The 17,486-nt window shown below is 59.6% G+C and carries 14 protein-coding genes and 1 tRNA gene; 4 read left to right on the top strand and 11 right to left on the bottom strand.

The window, feature by feature from the left end:
- Window positions 1-89 precede the first annotated feature (89 nt).
- From PL597_RS06640 to PL597_RS06590, 11 genes are all read right to left on the bottom strand, one after another.
- Window positions 90-1,127: a 4-hydroxyproline epimerase gene (locus PL597_RS06640; RefSeq protein ID WP_003503625.1), complete on the bottom strand. Its 1,038-nt coding sequence runs from the start codon at window positions 1,125-1,127 to the stop codon at window positions 90-92.
- A gap of 127 nt (window positions 1,128-1,254) precedes the next feature.
- Window positions 1,255-2,577 carry an alpha/beta hydrolase gene (locus PL597_RS06635; protein WP_271364796.1) on the bottom strand — a complete coding sequence of 441 codons (1,323 nt, stop codon included), beginning with the start codon at window positions 2,575-2,577 and terminating at the stop codon, window positions 1,255-1,257.
- Window positions 2,578-2,762: 185 nt separating this feature from the next.
- On the bottom strand, window positions 2,763-4,259 hold the full coding sequence (locus tag PL597_RS06630; protein WP_271364795.1) for an acetyl-CoA hydrolase/transferase family protein: 1,497 nt from the start codon (window positions 4,257-4,259) through the stop codon (window positions 2,763-2,765).
- 290 nt (window positions 4,260-4,549) lie between these two features.
- Window positions 4,550-5,350 (bottom strand): phosphodiesterase, encoded by an 801-nt coding sequence (locus PL597_RS06625; protein ID WP_191217382.1) that lies wholly within the window; start codon window positions 5,348-5,350, stop codon window positions 4,550-4,552.
- Window positions 5,351-5,416: 66 nt separating this feature from the next.
- Window positions 5,417-6,709, bottom strand: a complete 1,293-nt coding sequence (locus PL597_RS06620; protein ID WP_271364794.1) for an ABC transporter substrate-binding protein — start codon at window positions 6,707-6,709, stop codon at window positions 5,417-5,419.
- 42 nt (window positions 6,710-6,751) lie between these two features.
- Window positions 6,752-7,573: a carbohydrate ABC transporter permease gene (locus tag PL597_RS06615; protein ID WP_077984448.1), complete on the bottom strand. Its 822-nt coding sequence runs from the start codon at window positions 7,571-7,573 to the stop codon at window positions 6,752-6,754.
- Window positions 7,573-8,499, bottom strand: a complete 927-nt coding sequence (locus tag PL597_RS06610) for a carbohydrate ABC transporter permease (RefSeq protein ID WP_191217381.1) — start codon at window positions 8,497-8,499, stop codon at window positions 7,573-7,575. The genes PL597_RS06615 and PL597_RS06610 overlap by 1 nt, the downstream gene beginning before the upstream one ends.
- Window positions 8,496-9,641, bottom strand: coding sequence for an ABC transporter ATP-binding protein (locus tag PL597_RS06605; RefSeq protein ID WP_271364793.1), 1,146 nt, complete (start codon window positions 9,639-9,641; stop codon window positions 8,496-8,498). Before PL597_RS06605 ends, PL597_RS06610 begins: the two co-directional genes overlap by 4 nt.
- Before the next feature lie 466 nt (window positions 9,642-10,107).
- Window positions 10,108-10,184 (bottom strand) — tRNA-Arg (locus PL597_RS06600).
- A 217-nt stretch (window positions 10,185-10,401) separates the two neighbouring features.
- Window positions 10,402-11,820 carry an ATP-binding protein gene (locus tag PL597_RS06595; RefSeq protein WP_271364792.1) on the bottom strand — a complete coding sequence of 473 codons (1,419 nt, stop codon included), beginning with the start codon at window positions 11,818-11,820 and terminating at the stop codon, window positions 10,402-10,404.
- A 250-nt stretch (window positions 11,821-12,070) separates the two neighbouring features.
- Window positions 12,071-14,119, bottom strand: a complete 2,049-nt coding sequence (locus PL597_RS06590; RefSeq protein ID WP_173988013.1) for a methyl-accepting chemotaxis protein — start codon at window positions 14,117-14,119, stop codon at window positions 12,071-12,073.
- A 351-nt stretch (window positions 14,120-14,470) separates the two neighbouring features.
- Here PL597_RS06590 and rpmH point away from each other — a divergent pair, with 351 nt between their 5' ends.
- From rpmH to yihA, 4 genes are read left to right on the top strand one after another with little or no spacing between them, the layout of a single operon-like run.
- Window positions 14,471-14,608 (top strand): 50S ribosomal protein L34, encoded by a 138-nt coding sequence (gene rpmH, locus PL597_RS06585; protein ID WP_003493611.1) that lies wholly within the window; start codon window positions 14,471-14,473, stop codon window positions 14,606-14,608.
- Between the two features lie 36 nt (window positions 14,609-14,644).
- On the top strand, window positions 14,645-15,028 hold the full coding sequence (gene rnpA / locus PL597_RS06580; protein ID WP_077984445.1) for a ribonuclease P protein component: 384 nt from the start codon (window positions 14,645-14,647) through the stop codon (window positions 15,026-15,028).
- Window positions 15,028-16,830 (top strand): membrane protein insertase YidC, encoded by a 1,803-nt coding sequence (gene yidC / locus PL597_RS06575; protein WP_271364791.1) that lies wholly within the window; start codon window positions 15,028-15,030, stop codon window positions 16,828-16,830. The genes rnpA and yidC overlap by 1 nt, the downstream gene beginning before the upstream one ends.
- Entirely contained in the window at window positions 16,827-17,480 is a 654-nt protein-coding gene (gene yihA / locus PL597_RS06570) for a ribosome biogenesis GTP-binding protein YihA/YsxC (protein ID WP_035263945.1), read from the top strand. The genes yidC and yihA overlap by 4 nt, the downstream gene beginning before the upstream one ends.
- The last annotated feature ends 6 nt before the right edge of the window (window positions 17,481-17,486 follow it).

The raw sequence follows: 17,486 nt of genomic DNA, 5'->3' as shown, positions 1-17,486 counted from the left end.
ATTGGCGCCCGCTTAGCATCTTTTGCCGCGGGAAAACAGCCGCCAAAGTTCATCGGGCGGCTGTAAATGTCATTTTTTTAAAGCATGCCTCAGATGTTGCCCGCTTCCGGACCCCAGACATCGGTCATGGCAAAACCATCGGCCAGCGGGTCGAAGGGATCGAGGCCAACCTGGTGCAGACCGAAGGTGAAGCCGCGTCCGGCAATGGTCGGAATGACGGCAGGTCGGCCCGCCACCTCGGTGACGGCGGAGAGGCCGACATCGAATTCCGAACCGATGATCGAGCGGGATTTATATTCATCTCCCACCTTCACCTTGCCTCGAGCATAAAGCGTTGCAAGATTGGCGGAGTTGCCGGTACCACAGGGCGAGCGATCCGCGCGGCCTGGCCACATGGTGGTGCAGGTGCGGATCGAGCCATCGGCATCAACGTCCCGGAACATCACATAGGCGACGCCTGATATTGCCGGGATTTCCGGATGCACGACGGTCATTTCACGGTTGACCAGATCCTTCAGGATCATGCCGGCCGAGACCAGCTTGGCGGCATTGGCCTTTTCGATCGTGAGCCCGATCTGGCGGACATCCACCAGCGCATAAAAAATGCCGCCGTAGGAGATATCCATCGTCACCTTGCCCCATTCCGGCGTGTCGATGCTGACATCCAGCTCATGCACGAAGGACGGCACCATGGTCAGCTTGACCTTTTCGCAGCGTCCGTCACGGCAGGTGGCCGTCGCTTTGACGAGACCAGCGGCCGTTTCCAGAATGATGACGGTTTCCGGTTCCTGCATCTCGACCATGCCGCTTTCCAGAAGCGCGGTCGTCGCGCAAATGGAATTCGAACCCGAACTGGCATGCGCCTGATCCGGCTGGAGAATGACGAAGGCGGCGTGCGCATCGGGATGTTTCGGCGGCAGGAGCAGGTTGACCGACCCCATGGGCGTACCGCGCGGCTCCAGCGTCAGGAAGCGGCGCAAGGCTTCCCCTTGCGGATCGGTGTTCATCCAGTGCAGCTGTTCGGCCACGGTGTTGCCGGGAATTTTCGGCGCGCCGCCAGTGACGACACGGCCGATTTCGCCTTCGCAATGAACATCGAGAAGCTGGAGGGTGCGTTTCCAACGCATGGGGTCTACTCCGGAAGTTGGGTTGTTGGCCCGACCATACAGATAAAAATACAAGCTGTATACAAATCTGCGGGAGTGTGGTGACAAAAACGCCTGACGTTTCCGCCACCCCCGGTCGTATCGTGGCTTAGCGACTACGGCATTCCGCCCGGTTTCGATTTGCGGCGGCATCGCAGTTGACCCTTGACGACTGAAGCGCCTGATCGTCCACCACGGAACCGGCTGTATCGCCCACCGACCCGACGGTGTTTTCCACAGAGCGGCCAAGCCGCTCCACCTGCCTGCCATAATTTTCCCGCGTGCGTGGATCGAAGACCGCGATCGGCGCACTGACCACCACGCTCGCCGCCGTTCCGACGGTTTGCGCAGCACCGATACTGACGGCACCCAACGCTTCGCCCAGGCCGACATCGGAATCCGTCACCGTCTGGCCCGCGATAAGACGGTCGCCGATCAGGCGGACGACCTCGGGGCTCTCGGCAAATTTTCCGTGATTCAGACGATCACCGGATTGCAGCTTGGTGAGATCGAGAACGGTGATGCCAGCTTTTTCCAGCTGGCTGCGATAGGGCTCCACGGAAGGATCGATCTGGCCGAGGCGATCGACATTGCCGGAAATGCGACGCGACAGGCTGAGCGCGCGGTCATCCTGCGACACGAAGAGGGTGAATTTCGGCGGCGTTTTACCGAGGCTGCTGAATTGCCGGCTGAACACGTCGACATCGAGATCCGGAGCGGCCAGGATGACATTGCTTATCTTGGGATCAACGCGGCCGTTGCGGATGGCCATCTGGCGCAGCGCCTCCACCGCAAGCCAAGTGCCCATGGAATGGGCCATGACGGTGACTTCGCCGATGGACTTGTCCTTGGCGAGGCGGGTCAACATTTCCTCAAGCGCATCGCGCGAGTAATTGGTGCTTTCCTTGTCGTAATTATAATCAAAGATACTGGCTCGCGACGGCCAGGTGAACACCACGGGTACGACATCCGAGCCGGAATCATAGACGATCTGGGCAAAGCGATAGACGGATTCCTCGTAACGGTTATTAAAACCGTGCACGAAGACCAGCACGCGGCGGTCTTTCTGGATATGCTTGCTGATCCAGCTTTTCGTCTCCGCTTCGGAACGAATAGGCTCTACGGCCACCGTCGTGAAATCTTTCAGCGGGTTGGGCGGCAGCTTCTTCGGCCATTGCACCTGTCCGACCTTACGGTTGGCCTTGGGCGGAATGGAAATCGTGACCGCATCAACCTTCAGGCCCGTTCCACGCTCGCCGCCGAAAAGCACGGCGGCATTTTCGGACGGCGCCCGCGTGGTGGCGACGAGAAGGTTGACCGGCGTCGTGCCCGCCACCGTCTGGCCCGTCGGTGTCATGACCCCGATGGGCCGCCCGCCGCAGCCTGCAAGCAGGGCGACAATCGCGATCACGGCCACGAAACGAATGGGCATCACATCACTCTCCTACAACCCACAGCAACCGGATAGTGGCCAGGGTAAGAGGATTTTCTACCGGAGGCGGAACTGCCGCGCCAGCAACCAACTGGGATCAGCGACACTTTCCGCCCCGGTGTGTCCGAACGGACCCAATTGCCGGGCGACAGGCCGGAAACTCGGCCGCCAGCAAAAACGCCGGCCTATCGCTGCGGCAGCATGGTGCCTCTTTCCCGAACCGCGTTATGCCAGGACAGTGCCTCTTCGATGAGATGCGGCGTGTGCCCGCCCCGCGCCACCGCCCGCTGGTAATAATCCGTCAACGCATCGCGATAGGTGGGATGCACACAGTTTGCGATGATGACCGCTGCACGCTCACGCGGGGCCAGACCGCGCAGATCGGCAAGCCCGATTTCGGTGACGAGGATATCGACATCGTGTTCGGTATGGTCGACATGGCTGACCATGGGCACGACGCTTGAGATCGCGCCACCCTTGGCGATCGACTTGGTAACGAAGATCGACATATAGGCGTTGCGAGCGAAATCGCCCGAGCCGCCGATGCCGTTCATCATATGCGTCCCGCCGACATGGGTGGAATTGACGTTTCCGTAGATATCGAATTCCAACGCGGTGTTGATGCCGATGATACCGAGGCGGCGGATGACTTCCGGATGGTTGCTCACCTCCTGCGGACGCAGGATCAGCCTGCTTTTGTAATCGGCCAGTCGCGGCATGACCTGCTCGTTCATGGCAGAAGAAAGCGTGATCGATGAACCGGAAGCAAAGGTCAGCTTGTCAGCGTCGAACAGTTCGAAGGTCGAATCCTGCAGGACTTCCGAATACATTTTCAGATCATGAAACGGCGTATCGATGAAACCATGCATGACAGCATTGGCAATGGTGCCGATACCGGCCTGAAGCGGCTGGAGTTCGTGGGTCATGCGCCCATGACGCACCTCGTTCAACAGAAAGTCGGTGAGATGGCCGGCAATCGCCTTGGTCTCGTCATCCGGCGGCAGGACCGTGGAGAAACTGTCGCTTTTGTCGCTCAGCACGATGGCGGCGATCTTTTCCGGCGGCACCGGAATGAAAGGCAGACCGACGCGGCTATCCGTCGCGACAACGGGAATGGGCATACGGGTCGGGCGCTTGGCGGGAATGAAGATATCATGCAAACCCTCCAGCACCTCGGGCTGCGACAGGTTGATCTCGACGATGACCTTATCGGCCAGAATGGCGAAGCTTGCGGAATTGCCGACCGAGGTTGTAGGCACGATGCCGCCCTCCGCAGTGATTGCTACGGCCTCGATAATGGCGACATCGACGCCGTGGATCTGGCCGCCGCGCAATTGCTCGACCGTTTCGGAAAGGTGTTGATCGATGAACATCACCTTGCCGTCATTGATCGCTTTTCGCAAAGCCGGATCGGACTGGAACGGCATGCGGCGCGCCAGCATGCCGGCCTCGACCATTGTCTTGTCGAGATCGTTGCCGAGGGAGGCGCCGGTCATCAGGGTGATTTTCATGGGGTTCGTCTTGGCGCGCTCGGCCAGCGCCAGCGGCACTGCCTTGGCTTCACCGGCGCGCGTAAAGCCGCTCATGCCCACCGTCATGCCATCCTGAATGAGACTGGCGGCCTCTTCGGCGCTGACGATCCTGTTCAAGAGGGACGCGTTGCGGATACGCTTTTCAAGCATGCAATTCTCCATGATCTGTCATCACGATGGTACGGCATTGGTCGGCCACCTTTCGGCGACTATGGCGTGCCGTTTCATCGATGAAACTGACATAGATCAAGGGTGCGCACGGAACCATGGTTCCGATGCATCACATCCCGTTCAACAAACCAGAAGTGGCGCATCCCCGCGACAAGCAACGGGGGTCTTCTCACCACCGCAACCCTGTAATCGGCAAAAAACCTCGCACCCTACACCGGGAACAGGCACGAGGCGAAGGTCATCCCCGTATACCACGGAAACGGCCGGTGTCAGGGACCTTCGCAGACAGGCGCCTGACCGAGCACGAGCTGCCCAACTTCCGCGTCATAGGCACGCAGGCCGAATGCACCAAGGCTTATGATCCGGTAACAGGGATTGCCGCCCGTCCACAGCGGATCGACAACATCGATATCGGTGATGAAACGATGCGCGCAGGCCTGACCGGAACTGTAGGCGATGCCTTCGGCGGTCGTCCCTGCCATCGGCACATGTATATGGCCGAAAATGATGTGACGTATTCCGGCCGGATGAGCGGCGAGCCGGCGCATGACAGCACCCTCATCATGCATACCGATATGTTCGAAATGGCGGATGCCGCAATCCATCGGCGGGTGATGAATGAACACCGTCACCGGCAGGTCGTCCGCGCTTTCCAGCGCATTCTCCAGCCATGCCAGACGATCCGCGCCATACATGCCGCCGATGACATCGGCCTCGTGGCTGTCGAGAAACAGCAGCCGACCGAATTCCGTGTCGATGAAGGACTGGATATAGCCGTTGTCGTCACGCGGCTGCTCGGGAAAGGCAGCCACGAATTCCGGGCGACGGTCGTGATTGCCGAGCATCAGCCGCACAGGCACGGAGACCGGCGCGAGGATGTCTCGCAGCAGTTCATAGGCTTCCGGCTCGCCGTAATTGCAGAGATCACCCGTCATCACAAGAAGATCGGCGTCGGCGTGTTTTTCGACAATATCGGCCACCGCCGCGCGCAGCTGCTTTTCCGGATCGACACCGTTTACAGCAATGCCGGGGGGTACGAGATGAGTGTCGGTGATCTGGATGATCTTCATAACAGGGCTTTCTGCGCAAAATAGCTGCGGGAACGGATTTCCCCGCAGCCTTTTCAATGGTTTTGCTTATTTCAGCAGGGCGTTGGTCTGCTCGACGATCTGCTTGAGACCGTCTTCCGGCGTCACCTCACCGCGCATGACGGTGCCGATGATGTCGCGCTGGGTGCGCCAGATGCGGACGGAATCGCCACCCGGATAACCGGCCCAAGGCATAGAACGATCAGCCTGAAGCGAAGCGGTCTTCACATTCGGGTTCTCGACATAATAAGGAGCGAGGAAGTCCGGGCCGGTGGCCAGCTTGTTGGTCGGCAGGTAACCGGTGATGCGAACGATGGTGTTCTGTGCTTCCGGACCGGTGATCCACTTCAGGTACTTCCACGCCGCGTCCTGCTTGGCCTTTTCCTGGGTCAGAATAACAGCCGAGTTACCGCCGGTCGGCACGCCGCCCTTTTCCTTGTTGTCGAGCGGAAAGGTTGCGGTCTTCAGCTTGAAGCGGTCGCCGACCAGACCCTGGATCGTCTGAACGTGGGCGGGCGTTGAGAAGATAAAGCCGGTGAGGCCTGCACCGAACTGCTGGCGGGACTGGTCCCAGTCGAGCAGGTTCTGACCACCTTCGGTGACGAACTGACGGGTCATCTTCAGGGCGTTGAGGCCGATCTCGTTGTCGAAGCCAACGGTCTTGGCCTTCTCGTCAACGAGCTTTCCGCCCTGTTCGACGATGAGCGCCTGCCACAACCAGTCGTCCGGCCAGCCGTTGATGTCGTAGCTCATGCCGGCGAACTTCGGGTCGAGCGCCTTGATCTTCTTGGCGAGAGCAATGAGCTCAGCAAAGGTCGTCGGCATCTTGTCCGGGTCGCCGCCAGCCTTGGTCACGAGGTCGGAGTTGATGTAGATGATCGGCGAGGACGCATTGACCGGCAGGCCGTACTGCTTGCCGTCGATCTGGCCGAGGGCGGCCATCTTGGGACTGTAGTTCTTGTCGAGGAAAGCCTGACCGCCTTCAGCCTCAATGAACGGGCCGAGATCGGTGATCTGGTTGCGCGGTGCGAGCGTGTGAACGAGTTCAGCCGTCAGGTTGTAACCCGAGAAATAAACATCCGGCAGATTGCCTGTGACGGCGGAGCGCAGAACCTGCTGCTGGCCTTCATTGTAACCGGCGGCCGGAGCGAGGAAGTTGATCTTCACATCAGGGTTCTTCTTCATGAATTCATCGGCCAGCGGCTGATGGAATTTGGTGAACCCCGGCAGATTGTAAAGAACATTGAGCGTGATTTCGTTGGCCAGAACCGGCTGTGCGAGGCCAGCAAAAGCCATGCCAAGAGCCAGACCGCCCATCACAGCGCGTCGGTTGAGTTTCATATCAGTCTCCAGAAAGGTTGCGAGGAGGAAATCTGAACGGCGTCACTTGACGCCGGTCATCGTAATACCGGCGATGAAATGCCGCCGTGCGAGGAGGAAGCACAGCACCATCGGCGCGGTAATCAGTGTTGCGCCCGCCATCAGCGCACCGTAATTGGCGCCGGATTCGACATCCGCGAAAAGCATCATGCCAAGCGGCGGCGGGGCGAGATTGGTGTCGGAGACCACGATCATCGGCCAATAAAGGTCGTTCCAGTGGGCAACGAGCGAAAAGATCGAAAAAGCGGCAAGCGAAGGCAGAGAACCGCGAAGGACCAGCCCCCAGCAAATCTCCATTTCCGAGAACCCGTCCATGCGGGCGGCCTCGATGATTTCATTCGGATAGCTGCGGAAGGACTGGTTGAACAGGAAGATGGCGAAGACCGACAGGAAGAACGGCATCATCATCGCGAAATAGGTATTCAGCAACTCTGTCTTGGCCAGACCGACAAAGAGCGGCAGTGCCAGGGCCTGAATGGGAACGCAGAGCGCGGCAATAACAAGGCCCAGCAGCAGCTTGCGGCCCGGAAACCTGAGCTTCGCCAACGCATAGGCGGCCGGAACCGATGTCAGGACCTGTACGACGAGAATACCGACGCAGACGATGACGCCGTTCAGCATGAAACGCGCCATCGGCACCTGACCCGCCGCCCGTGCATAATTGTCGGCCGCGTCAAATTTCTGCGGGATGGGCCAGAGCGACACATCGAAAATCTCTGCCGGCGAGCGGATAGAGGTCAGCACCATCCAGTAGAATGGCAGGAGCATCACGAAAGCGCCGAGAGCCAGTACGAGATGCGGGAAATATTTGCGGAGTGCGGCCATCAGTAATGCACCTTCCGGTCCATATGCAGCGTCTGGCCGATAGACAGGACCAGCACGATCACAAGGAAGATAATCGTCAGCGCGGCGGCGTAACCGGTGTTGGAATATTCGAAACCTTCGAGATAGAGGTCGAACAGCAGGGTTTCCGAGCCGAAGCGGCCCTTGGTCAGCACAGCCACCGTCTCGAACACCTTGAAGGCTGAAATGGAGGTGGTGACCACCACGAACATGGTCGTGGGTCCGAGCATCGGCCAGGTCACTGTCAGGAACCGGTCAACCGGGTTCTTGGCGCCATCCAGCCGCGCTGCCTCGTGCAGATCCTTAGAAATGGCGGTGAGGCCGGCAAGGAACAGCACCATGTTGAAACCCAGAATCTGCCAGACGCCCATCAGCGCCATGGTGGGAATGAGGAGCACGGGATTGGAGAGAAAAGCGACGGGCTCGAAACCCAGCCATTTGATCGCCGCGTTCACTGGCCCAAGCGAAGGGTGCAGCAGGAACTGCCACACGGTCGCCATGGCGACGAGGGTTGCGGTGACGGGAAGGAAATAGGCCACCTCCCAGAAAGCGCGGCTGCGCTTGCGATTATACACGAGCAAAGCGACGCCGAGCGCCAGAAACACACCGAAGGGAATGACGATGAGCGCATAGATGGCGGTATTGGCCAGAGAGCGCAGGAAAACCGGGTCCTGAAACGCCTTGACGAAGTTTCCAAGGCCGACAAAGCGGGTGGAAAGCGAACCGAGCTGATAATCGGTGACGGCAAAACCGGCCAGAACGAACATCGGAACGATATAGATCGCCAGCAGCAGCAGGCTTGCGGGAGCAGCGAACATCAGGCCGCGCCAGATCATCCGCCGGTCCGCCTTTGACAGCCGCGGGCGAGCCTTCGCGCGCGCGGCCGTGGAAAAATCGACCGCCGTCATGCCGGCGCCCGCTCGCGCACCGTCACCTTGCGGCGCAGACCGTCGGCCGCAAAAAGATGCGCGCGTTCCGGCGCAAAGCCGAGATTCATCACGCCATTCATATCCGCGCCCACAGCATCGCCGGCGCCCTGACGCAGGGTGATGGCGACCGTCTCGTCGCTCAGCAGGCGGCAGCTCACAAAGCGGTCGGCGCCATGGGTTTCGCTGCGCACCACGCGCACGGCAAAACCTTCTTCGCCCGGACGCAAATCCTCGGCGCGAAGGCCGAGCGTCGCCGGGCCGGCATCACGGCCAGCACCTTCAATGCCGAGATCGCGTCCAAAAGCGGCGATCTTGCCTTGCGCATCGATTTCGACCGGCAGCAGGTTGATCGAGGGCGTGCCGATAAAACGCGCGACCGTCAGCGTCGCGGGCTTGCGGTAAAGCTCGTCCGGCGTACCAAGCTGCTCGATACGGCCTTCCGACATCAGCGCGATGCGGTCGGACATGGTCATGGCTTCGATCTGGTCATGGGTGACATAGATGAATGTTGCGCCGAGCCGGCGGTGCAGGCCCGCCAGTTCCTCACGCATATGGGCGCGAAGCTTCGCATCGAGGTTGGAAAGCGGCTCATCCATCAGGAAGGCGGCGGGCGAACGCACGAGAGCCCGGGCGAGCGCCACACGCTGACGCTGGCCGCCGGAAAGCTGCGCCGGCTTTCGATCCAGCAGATGCGCGATCTGCAGCGTCTCGGCCGCCTGCTCGACGGCGGCATCGATCTGCTTCAATGTTTCCGCAGGGGCCGCAAAACGTCCGATCAGCGGCAGGCGCGCGGCAAAAGGCAGGCGCCGCATCCTGAGCGGTGTGGCAATGTTCTGGCGCACGCTCATATGTGGATAAAGGGCGTAGGACTGGAAAACCATCGCCAGATTGCGATCGCTCGGATCAACCTCCGTCACATCCTGTTCGCCGATGGACACCGAACCGCGATCCGGCGTTTCCAGCCCCGCAATGATACGCAGAAGCGTGGACTTGCCGCAGCCCGACATGCCGACGAGAGACAAAAACTCTCCAGGGCGGATGGAAAGATCGATCTCTTTCAGAACATCGTCGGCCCCGAAGCCCTTGCCGATTCCTGAAAGTTCAAGTGATTGTGGCGTCATTCTGCGCTCCTTTTCTGGAGCGCATATGCTTTTATTGTATGACAATATGACGAAGGTTTGAGGAAGGTTCGATGACACTCGAAAGCCCGACAATCTCGGACTATCGGAAAACCCTTTGGTACAGGCCCTCAACCAAAACCACTAATATTTAGGGGGTATTGCTAAAATATTCCCCACTAGCATTTATAGACTGAGAACCGGGTCGGCAGTGCCGGTTTAAACGGCGGCGAGAATCACATGCGGTCGTAATTTTCCGGAATCGAATCCGCAAACACCTTGTCCGTTTCCAACGCGGCTTTCACCCCGGGCGCAGCTGATGAAGCGGTGATTTTAGCACATATTCGGAACGTTCGGAATTCGCGCGGCCCTACGGAGCCTCGAAGCATCCGTCTGAAGGAGTTGCCAATACCAGCGATATCGCGCGTGAGAGCGATTGTTTCAGGACTTCATTTTATCGGAAGAGAAATGGCGCACCCGAAGAGATTCGAACTCCTGACCCCCAGATTCGTAGTCTGGTGCTCTATCCAGCTGAGCTACGGGTGCGTGCCGTTCCGGTCGTTTCCGGTGGCGTGGCGATCCTCTAAAACGTCCTCATTCCGAATGCAAGCGATTTCGCTTCGAAATTGTCATTTTTCCGCAGCAATTCATGTATCTAATTGATTTTGTTTGACATTCCATGAAGATCATTTTCCACGGGCCAGATACCATGTCCGTTTGGGTGTGGAGAACGATTGTGCGAACCCACTGCGGAGCAGGTTTTTCAGGCGGTTCTAGCCGCCTGTACGGAAGCGGCGCGGTCGGCGATCTCGATGCGGAACTGCGTGCCGGGACCGGGCTTTTCGACGAGCGCGATCGTGCCGCCATGGGCAAGCACGAGTTCGCGGGCAATGACCAGCCCGAGGCCCGTGCCGCCGGAGCGAGCCGAACCCCTGAAAGCGGAAAACAGGTTCTCCTTGGCCTTGCGCGGCATTCCCGGCCCATTGTCATCGATGACGATGCTGACGACGCTGCCAGCCCTCTGGGCCGAGATGGAGAGGTGTCGAAGCCCGGCATTCGCGGTATCGGATTGCAAGGCCTGAACGGCATTGCGACAGAGATTGTGGATGACCCGGAAGAGCTGCTCGGAATCCGCATCCACCGTGAGATCGGAGGGAACGCTGTCCTGAAACTCGATGCCACTATCCGGATCGAGCGCCAGAATATCGCGCACATCCCGCACCAGAAGGCTCAACTGCACCATCTTGCGTTTCGGCGCGCCTTCGGTCGCCTGGCCATAGGCCAGAACCTCGCCGGTATAGGCCACGGCGCGGTCGATGGTGCGCAAGAGTTTCGGCGCGAAGCTCCTGACCATCGGGTCCTTGGCATCCACCAGACGGTCTGACATGAGCTGGGCGGAGGAGAGGATATTGCGCATGTCGTGGTTGATCTTCGAGACCGCGAGGCCGAGATCCACGAGGTTCTTCTGCTGCCGCAGGGTCTTCTGCAGTTCGGTCTGCATATCGGCGAGGTGGCGGCCGGCAACCGATAGTTCATTCGTTCCCTCATCAGGTACGAAAATCCGCTCGGGATTGCCCGGGTCCTCGGAGAAGTTCTGCATGCCGAGCGTCAGCCGGCGTATGGGCCGGATCATGATGCGGTTGATGGAGATGAAGATCAGGCCTGCGGTGATCAGCGACAGGACGATGGAAATCAGGAAAACGTTGCGGGCATAAGCAAGCATTGCCGCCCTAAGCTTGTTTTCGCCAAGCACCAGTTCGATGATCGTGTCGCTGTCGCCGACGACGTCGAAAACGCGGATGATGCGGTTGCCGCCGAACAGCAGGGTGGAAAAGGCGTCCCGCACCGCCGCCACCTGCGAAACGTCGGAAAGATCATATTGCTCATCGACGCCCGGCGGCGTTTCCGCCACGGCGAGCAAGCGCGACGTGCCGTCCTTGCGCAGGGCGATAAGCTTCGCTCCGGTTGCCATCAGCGTGTCGTTCTGCACGCTTCTCGGCAATTCAGCCTGCAGGCCGTCGATGACAGCCCCGGCGGCCGCAGCCGTATTCAGACGGTCGCGCAACCATGAAAGACGCATATTGGCGACGGAAGGTACGAAGATCAGCACTTCGGCGATCATCACGAAGATGACTGTGAGCAACAGCAACCGCCCCGAAAGACCGGCGGTCAATCCCGGCATGCAATGCACCCGATCGTCTTGCGTGCGGTCCAAGCTGTCTACGCCTTTAGAAAACACCGGGCCCATGATCCTGTATGCGCGCCGCTGCTTGCGTGGAACGGCTCGGTTTATATGCAGTGATGATAATAGGACCTAATGGATATTTTTCCAATGCACTGCAAAGTAAAGGTTTTCATTGCCGGAAAAACAAACGCCGCCCGGCAGGGGCGGCGTTCGAAAATGAGCCGGTCTGAAGCGGACCGCTTGTCGTCTAAAACTCCTGCCAGTCGCCATGCGCGGGTGCCGCCGCAGGCTGGGCATTGAGCGCGCGGCTGACGCTGTTCATCAATTTACGGGCCGGAGACGCCACTGCCGGTGTCCTGCCGGAGACCGCCACCGGACCGGCGGAGACCGCCGTCGGTCTTGCGGGCTGCTCAATGCGGGGGCTGCGCTGCACATTCTCCACGCCGACGTTAAAGCGCGCCACGAGCGTCACGAGATGGTCCGCCTCGCTGCTCAGCTTGTGGGTTGCGGCCGAGGTCTCCTCCACCATGGCGGCGTTGCGCTGCGTTACCTGATCCATCTGGTTGATGGCGGTATTCACCTCGTGCAGTCCGGTGGACTGTTCCCTGGCGGCCGTGGCGATCGAGTGGATGTGCTCGTTGATTGCCAGAACGCGGGTCTCGATCTCGCTCAGTGCGCCGCCAGTTCTTTGCACCAGCGATACGCCGCGCCCAACCTCCTCGCCCGATTTGGTGATCAGCGCCTTGATGTCCTTCGCAGCGGTTGCGGATCGTTGCGCAAGTTCTCGCACCTCCTGAGCGACGACGGCAAAGCCCTTGCCCGCCTCGCCTGCACGGGCGGCCTCCACACCGGCATTCAGCGCCAGCAGGTTCGTCTGGAAGGCGATTTCGTCGATGACGTTGATGATCTGGCTGATTTCGCGCGAGGCATGCTCGATACGATCCATGGCGGACACGGCGTCGCGCACGACATTGGCGGACTCCTCCGTCTTCTGCTTCGTTTCGGCAACCATGGCGCTGGCTTCCTGCGCACGATCGGTCGAATTGCGAACAACGGCGGTAATCTCATCCAGAGCGGCTGAGGTTTCCTCCAGCGCCGCCGCCTGCTGTTCCGTCCGCTTCGACAGGTCATCGGCCGCCGAGCGCAATTCGTTCGCGTTGCCGCTGATGCCTTCCGTGCTGCCGCGCACTTCGCGCATCGTCTCGCGCAGCTTGGTCAGCGTCTGGTTGACGTTCACCTGAAGTTCGGCGAAAACGCCGCGGAACTCGCCATCCATTCTCTCCGTCAGATCGCCCCGCGCAAGGCCTTCAATGACGCGGCTGGTCTCGGACACGCCATTATGGACCCCGATGAGGAGCGAATTGATCGTCGCGGCAAAACGATTGAGGTTGTCGTCGCCATAATCCTTGTTGATGCGGCGGCTGAAATCGCCCTGGGCCGCAGCGTCGACGACGATGGCCATGCCGGCCTGCAGATCGTCGCTTTTCGCGCGCATGGCGGCTTCCTGCGCATTCATGCGGCGCACTTCGCTGCCGTTTTTCTTGAAGACCTCGACGGCCGCGGCCATTTCGCCGATTTCATCGTTGCGGCCGAGATAGGGGACGGCGGCGTCGAGATTTCCGTCGGCCACAGCATTCATCACCTGCGAAACCCTGCGGATGGGTGCGCTGAGTTGCCGCGTTCCCATATACAGGCCGAAGGCCGCTCCCGCGCCGACACCTGCAACCGTCACCGCGACAATCACCCAGAATATGGCGGTGCTGAAAGAATCGACCCCCGCCTTCACGACTTCGAGTTCGGCAAGGTCGTTTTTCACGACACTGTCGATCTCCGCCTGATAAGCCTTGCGGTTGGTGCGGTTAGCCTCGTTATTACCCTGCTGGTTGGCCGCCTGGGGCCCGACTTCCTTACCGAGACGGACCGTCTCCAAGCGGAAGGACCGAAACTCCTTGGATCGGCTGACAAGCTTGTCGAAACTCGCTTTTTGCTCGGCCGGCACCAGCGGGGCCCAAGTAGCGATCAGCTTTTCCATGGCGTCGAGATTTTTCACCATGCCGTTAGCAAAGGGGGTGGCCGCAGCCACATCGGCGGCCGCATAGATACCGCGCGCGTCCATGACGACTGCCGTCACCAGTCGGTTGAGCGCCTCTCCCTTATAAGCCCTTTCGGCGGCTTTCTCGAAATGATGCGAACGAACCCAGAATTCGTTGATCGCATAGATGGACAGCCCGCCAATGGTACAGGCAACAAGGCTCATCAGCCCGACAAGTAGATTGATACGACCGCGAATTCTCAACTTCGTTCCCCCAACAAAAACCAGCTGCGCGATGAAAATGGGAAGCTGGCATAACTTTTCGCGTCACAAGATTTATCAATGCCGCGTTAAGAAAGAATTTCGGATTTTACCGATGACGCGCTGGAATTGGCCTCTATCGGCTGTCGGCGAAGAAGATGGCGATGCGTTTTCCGCAAAAGGTGAAGCGCGAAAACCCCTTCGGCAATTGACTTTGCTCGGCCTATGCCCTTATAAGCCGCGCACGCTCGGCCATTGAAAGCTCGCCCAGGCGGGGTTAGCCGTGCAAAAAACGAAACGCTCTTGCAAATTATTGCAAATTCAAGAAGGGCCGCACACCGCGGTATTAAATAAATGTCGAAGCGTACTTACCAACCGTCCAAGCTCGTCCGCAAGCGTCGTCATGGCTTCCGCGCCCGTATGGCTACCGCCGGCGGCCGCAAGGTTCTCGCAGCCCGCCGTGCGCGCGGCCGCGCTCGTCTTTCGGCTTAATTGCCGTCTCTGTGACCCGGTGAAAGTCGCGGGCACATGAGTAAGACAGGAAAACTGCCCGGCCGGCTTAAAAACCGGTCGGATTTCCTTGCCGTTCAGGCAGGAGAAAAACGGCGGGGAGGCAGCTTTCTTCTGGAAGTGCTTGACCGGAAAGCCCCGGAAACCGAGCCTCGCGTCGGTTTTACCGTAACGAAAAGACAAGGCAACGCGGTCGAGCGAAATCGCATGCGCCGCCGTCTCAAGGAAGCCGTCAGGCTTTCTGCCGGGGTCGCAATGAAGCCCGGTCATGACTATGTGATTGTCGCCCGCAGGGACGTGCTTGATACAGCCTTCCCGAAACTTCAGTCTCTCCTTAACGAGCGAATTGAAGGAACGGCGAAACCGAAACGGTCCCAGGAGACCCGCTCCAGGAAAGAATGATGGAAAAGAACCGCAATTACTTCATCGCGATAGCCCTTTCGGTTGTCATCGTCCTCGCCTGGCAATTCCTTTACATGAATCCGCGTATCGAGCAGCAGCGCCGCGCCGAAGAGGCCCGCCAGGCGCAGCAGCAAACGACGCAGCAACAGCAGCCTGCGCCGGGCGCCGCACCGGGGGCCGCCGTTGAAGGCGCACCGCCCGCATCCTCCCCGCAGGCCGCCGCCACCGCGACCCGCGAAGAGGCAATCGCAAAGACCCAGCGTGTCGCCATCGAGACCAGCGCCATCGCCGGCTCGATCAACCTTACCGGCGCCCGCTTCGACGACATCCGGCTCAAGGACTACCATGAGACCGTCGATGACTCGAGCCCGATCATCACGCTGTTCTCGCCCTCCGACACCAAGGAGGGCTATTTCACCGAACTCGGTTACGTTGCGGCACAGGACGTCGGCGGCGTGCCCGGCCCGACCACCGTTTGGACGCTTGCCAACGGCGACGAGCTGACGGAAACCACTCCGGTCACGCTGACCTACACCAATTCCAAGGGCGTCATCTTCTCGCGTACGGTTTCGATCGACGAGCATTATATGATCTCGGTGGCCGACAAGGTAGAAAACCCGGGACAGGCTGCGATCTCCTTCGCCACCTATGGCCGTGTGACGCGCAACAACAAGCCCGCGGTTCCCCCGGTCTTCGTCATCCATGAAGGTTTCCTCGGCGTCTCCGGCAAGGATGGCAGCCTGACGGAAGAAAAATACAAGGACGTCGAAGAAGCGCCGGTAACAGTTGCAAAGGCGACCGGCGGTTGGCTCGGCATCACCGACAAATATTGGGCCGCGGCCATCGTTCCGCCGCAGACGACACCGTTCGAGACGCGCTACTCGCACATCACCGGCAATCAGCCGAGCTACCAGGCAGACTTCAAGAGCGATGCCCTGACGGTCGAGCCCGGCCAGTCGATCGAGCTGAAGAGCCTCGTCTTTGCCGGCGCCAAGGAAGTGCCGCTGGTCGACCGTTACGAAACGACCTACGCCATTCCGAAGTTCGACCTTCTGATCGACTGGGGCTGGTTCTACTTCATCACCAAGCCGATGTTCAAACTGATGGATTTCTTCTTCCGTTATTTTGGCAATTTCGGCGTGGCGATCCTGCTCACCACCATCGTCGTCAAGGCTCTCTTCTTCCCGCTCGCCAGCAAGCAATATGCCTCCATGGCGAACATGAAGCGCGTGCAGCCGAAGATGGAAGAGCTGAAAGCCAAGCATGGCGATGACCGCATGGCCATGCAGCAGGCGATGATGCAGCTCTACAAGGAAGAGAAGATCAATCCGGTCGCCGGCTGCTGGCCGATGCTTTTGCAGATCCCGGTCTTCTTCGCGCTCTACAAGGTCATCTACGTCACCATCGAAATGCGGCATGCGCCGTTCTTCGGCTGGATCCACGACCTTTCCGCGCCGGATCCGACGTCGCTGTTCAACCTGTTCGGCCTTCTGCCCTACGACGTGCCGCACTTCCTGATGATCGGTGTCTGGCCGCTTGTCATGGGCATCACCATGTTCCTGCAGATGCGCATGAACCCGACGCCCCCCGATCCGACGCAGGCGATGATCTTCAACTGGATGCCGCTGATCTTCACCTTCATGCTGGCCTCCTTCCCGGCCGGTCTGGTCATCTACTGGGCATGGAACAATACGCTCTCCATCACCCAGCAGGCCGTCATCATGAAGCGCCAGGGCGCCAAGATCGAGCTGTTCGATAACATTAAGGGGCTGTTCAAGCGAAAGCCGGTGCAATCGAAATGAGTGAGACCGGCACGGCAACCGAAAAGCCCCTGTTCGGGCGACCCTGGATTTTCATTCGCGGCGTTCCCGCAATGAAATTCCTGCCGCCCGAAGGGCCGCCGGAGATTGCCTTCGCCGGTCGTTCGAATGTCGGCAAGTCCTCGCTCATCAATGCGCTGGTGGGCCACAAGGGGCTTGCCCGCACGTCCAATACGCCCGGACGCACGCAGGAACTGAACTATTTCGTTCCGGATGGTTATTCCGGCGAAGCGGGCGATCTGCCGCCGATGGCGTTGGTCGACATGCCCGGTTACGGTTATGCGCAGGCCCCCAAGGATCAGGTCGACGCCTGGACGAAGCTCGTCTTCGATTATCTGCGCGGCCGTGCGACGCTGAAGCGCGTTTACGTGCTGATCGATTCCCGCCATGGCGTGAAAAAGAATGACGAGGAGGTTCTGACCCTGCTCGACAAGGCGGCCGTTTCCTACCAGATCGTGCTGACGAAGACGGACAAGATCAAGGATGCCGGCGTTCCGCGGCTGATCGGTGAAACGCTGGAGAAAATCCGCAAGCGTCCCGCCGCCTATCCGGAAGTTCTCGCCACATCCTCGGAAAAATCATTCGGGCTGGATAGCCTGCGGGCCGAGATCGTCAGAACGATCTCTCTTTGAGGGGCA

It is taken from the genome of Agrobacterium sp. ST15.13.013 (assembly GCF_027956525.1).
GTDB classification, from domain to species: Bacteria; Pseudomonadota; Alphaproteobacteria; order Rhizobiales; family Rhizobiaceae; genus Agrobacterium; species Agrobacterium salinitolerans.
The sequence above is the reverse complement of the archived record's forward strand: the minus strand, read 5'-3'. Positions and strand labels throughout refer to the sequence as shown.

What these genes read in the sequence shown, in the direction of transcription:
- PL597_RS06615 (WP_077984448.1), bottom strand. Translation starts at nt 7,573, where the DNA reads ATGGCCGCACTCCGCAAATATTTCCCGCATCTCGTACTGGCTCTCGGC.
- PL597_RS06605 (WP_271364793.1), bottom strand. Translation starts at nt 9,641, where the DNA reads ATGACGCCACAATCACTTGAACTTTCAGGAATCGGCAAGGGCTTCGGG.
- PL597_RS06595 (WP_271364792.1), bottom strand. Translation starts at nt 11,820, where the DNA reads ATGCCGGGATTGACCGCCGGTCTTTCGGGGCGGTTGCTGTTGCTCACA.
- PL597_RS06640 (WP_003503625.1), bottom strand. Translation starts at nt 1,127, where the DNA reads ATGCGTTGGAAACGCACCCTCCAGCTTCTCGATGTTCATTGCGAAGGC.
- rnpA (WP_077984445.1), top strand. Translation starts at nt 14,645, where the DNA reads ATGAGTAAGACAGGAAAACTGCCCGGCCGGCTTAAAAACCGGTCGGAT.
- PL597_RS06630 (WP_271364795.1), bottom strand. Translation starts at nt 4,259, where the DNA reads ATGCTTGAAAAGCGTATCCGCAACGCGTCCCTCTTGAACAGGATCGTC.
- yidC (WP_271364791.1), top strand. Translation starts at nt 15,028, where the DNA reads ATGGAAAAGAACCGCAATTACTTCATCGCGATAGCCCTTTCGGTTGTC.
- rpmH (WP_003493611.1), top strand. Translation starts at nt 14,471, where the DNA reads ATGTCGAAGCGTACTTACCAACCGTCCAAGCTCGTCCGCAAGCGTCGT.
- PL597_RS06610 (WP_191217381.1), bottom strand. Translation starts at nt 8,499, where the DNA reads ATGACGGCGGTCGATTTTTCCACGGCCGCGCGCGCGAAGGCTCGCCCG.
- yihA (WP_035263945.1), top strand. Translation starts at nt 16,827, where the DNA reads ATGAGTGAGACCGGCACGGCAACCGAAAAGCCCCTGTTCGGGCGACCC.
- PL597_RS06620 (WP_271364794.1), bottom strand. Translation starts at nt 6,709, where the DNA reads ATGAAACTCAACCGACGCGCTGTGATGGGCGGTCTGGCTCTTGGCATG.
- PL597_RS06625 (WP_191217382.1), bottom strand. Translation starts at nt 5,350, where the DNA reads ATGAAGATCATCCAGATCACCGACACTCATCTCGTACCCCCCGGCATT.
- PL597_RS06635 (WP_271364796.1), bottom strand. Translation starts at nt 2,577, where the DNA reads ATGCCCATTCGTTTCGTGGCCGTGATCGCGATTGTCGCCCTGCTTGCA.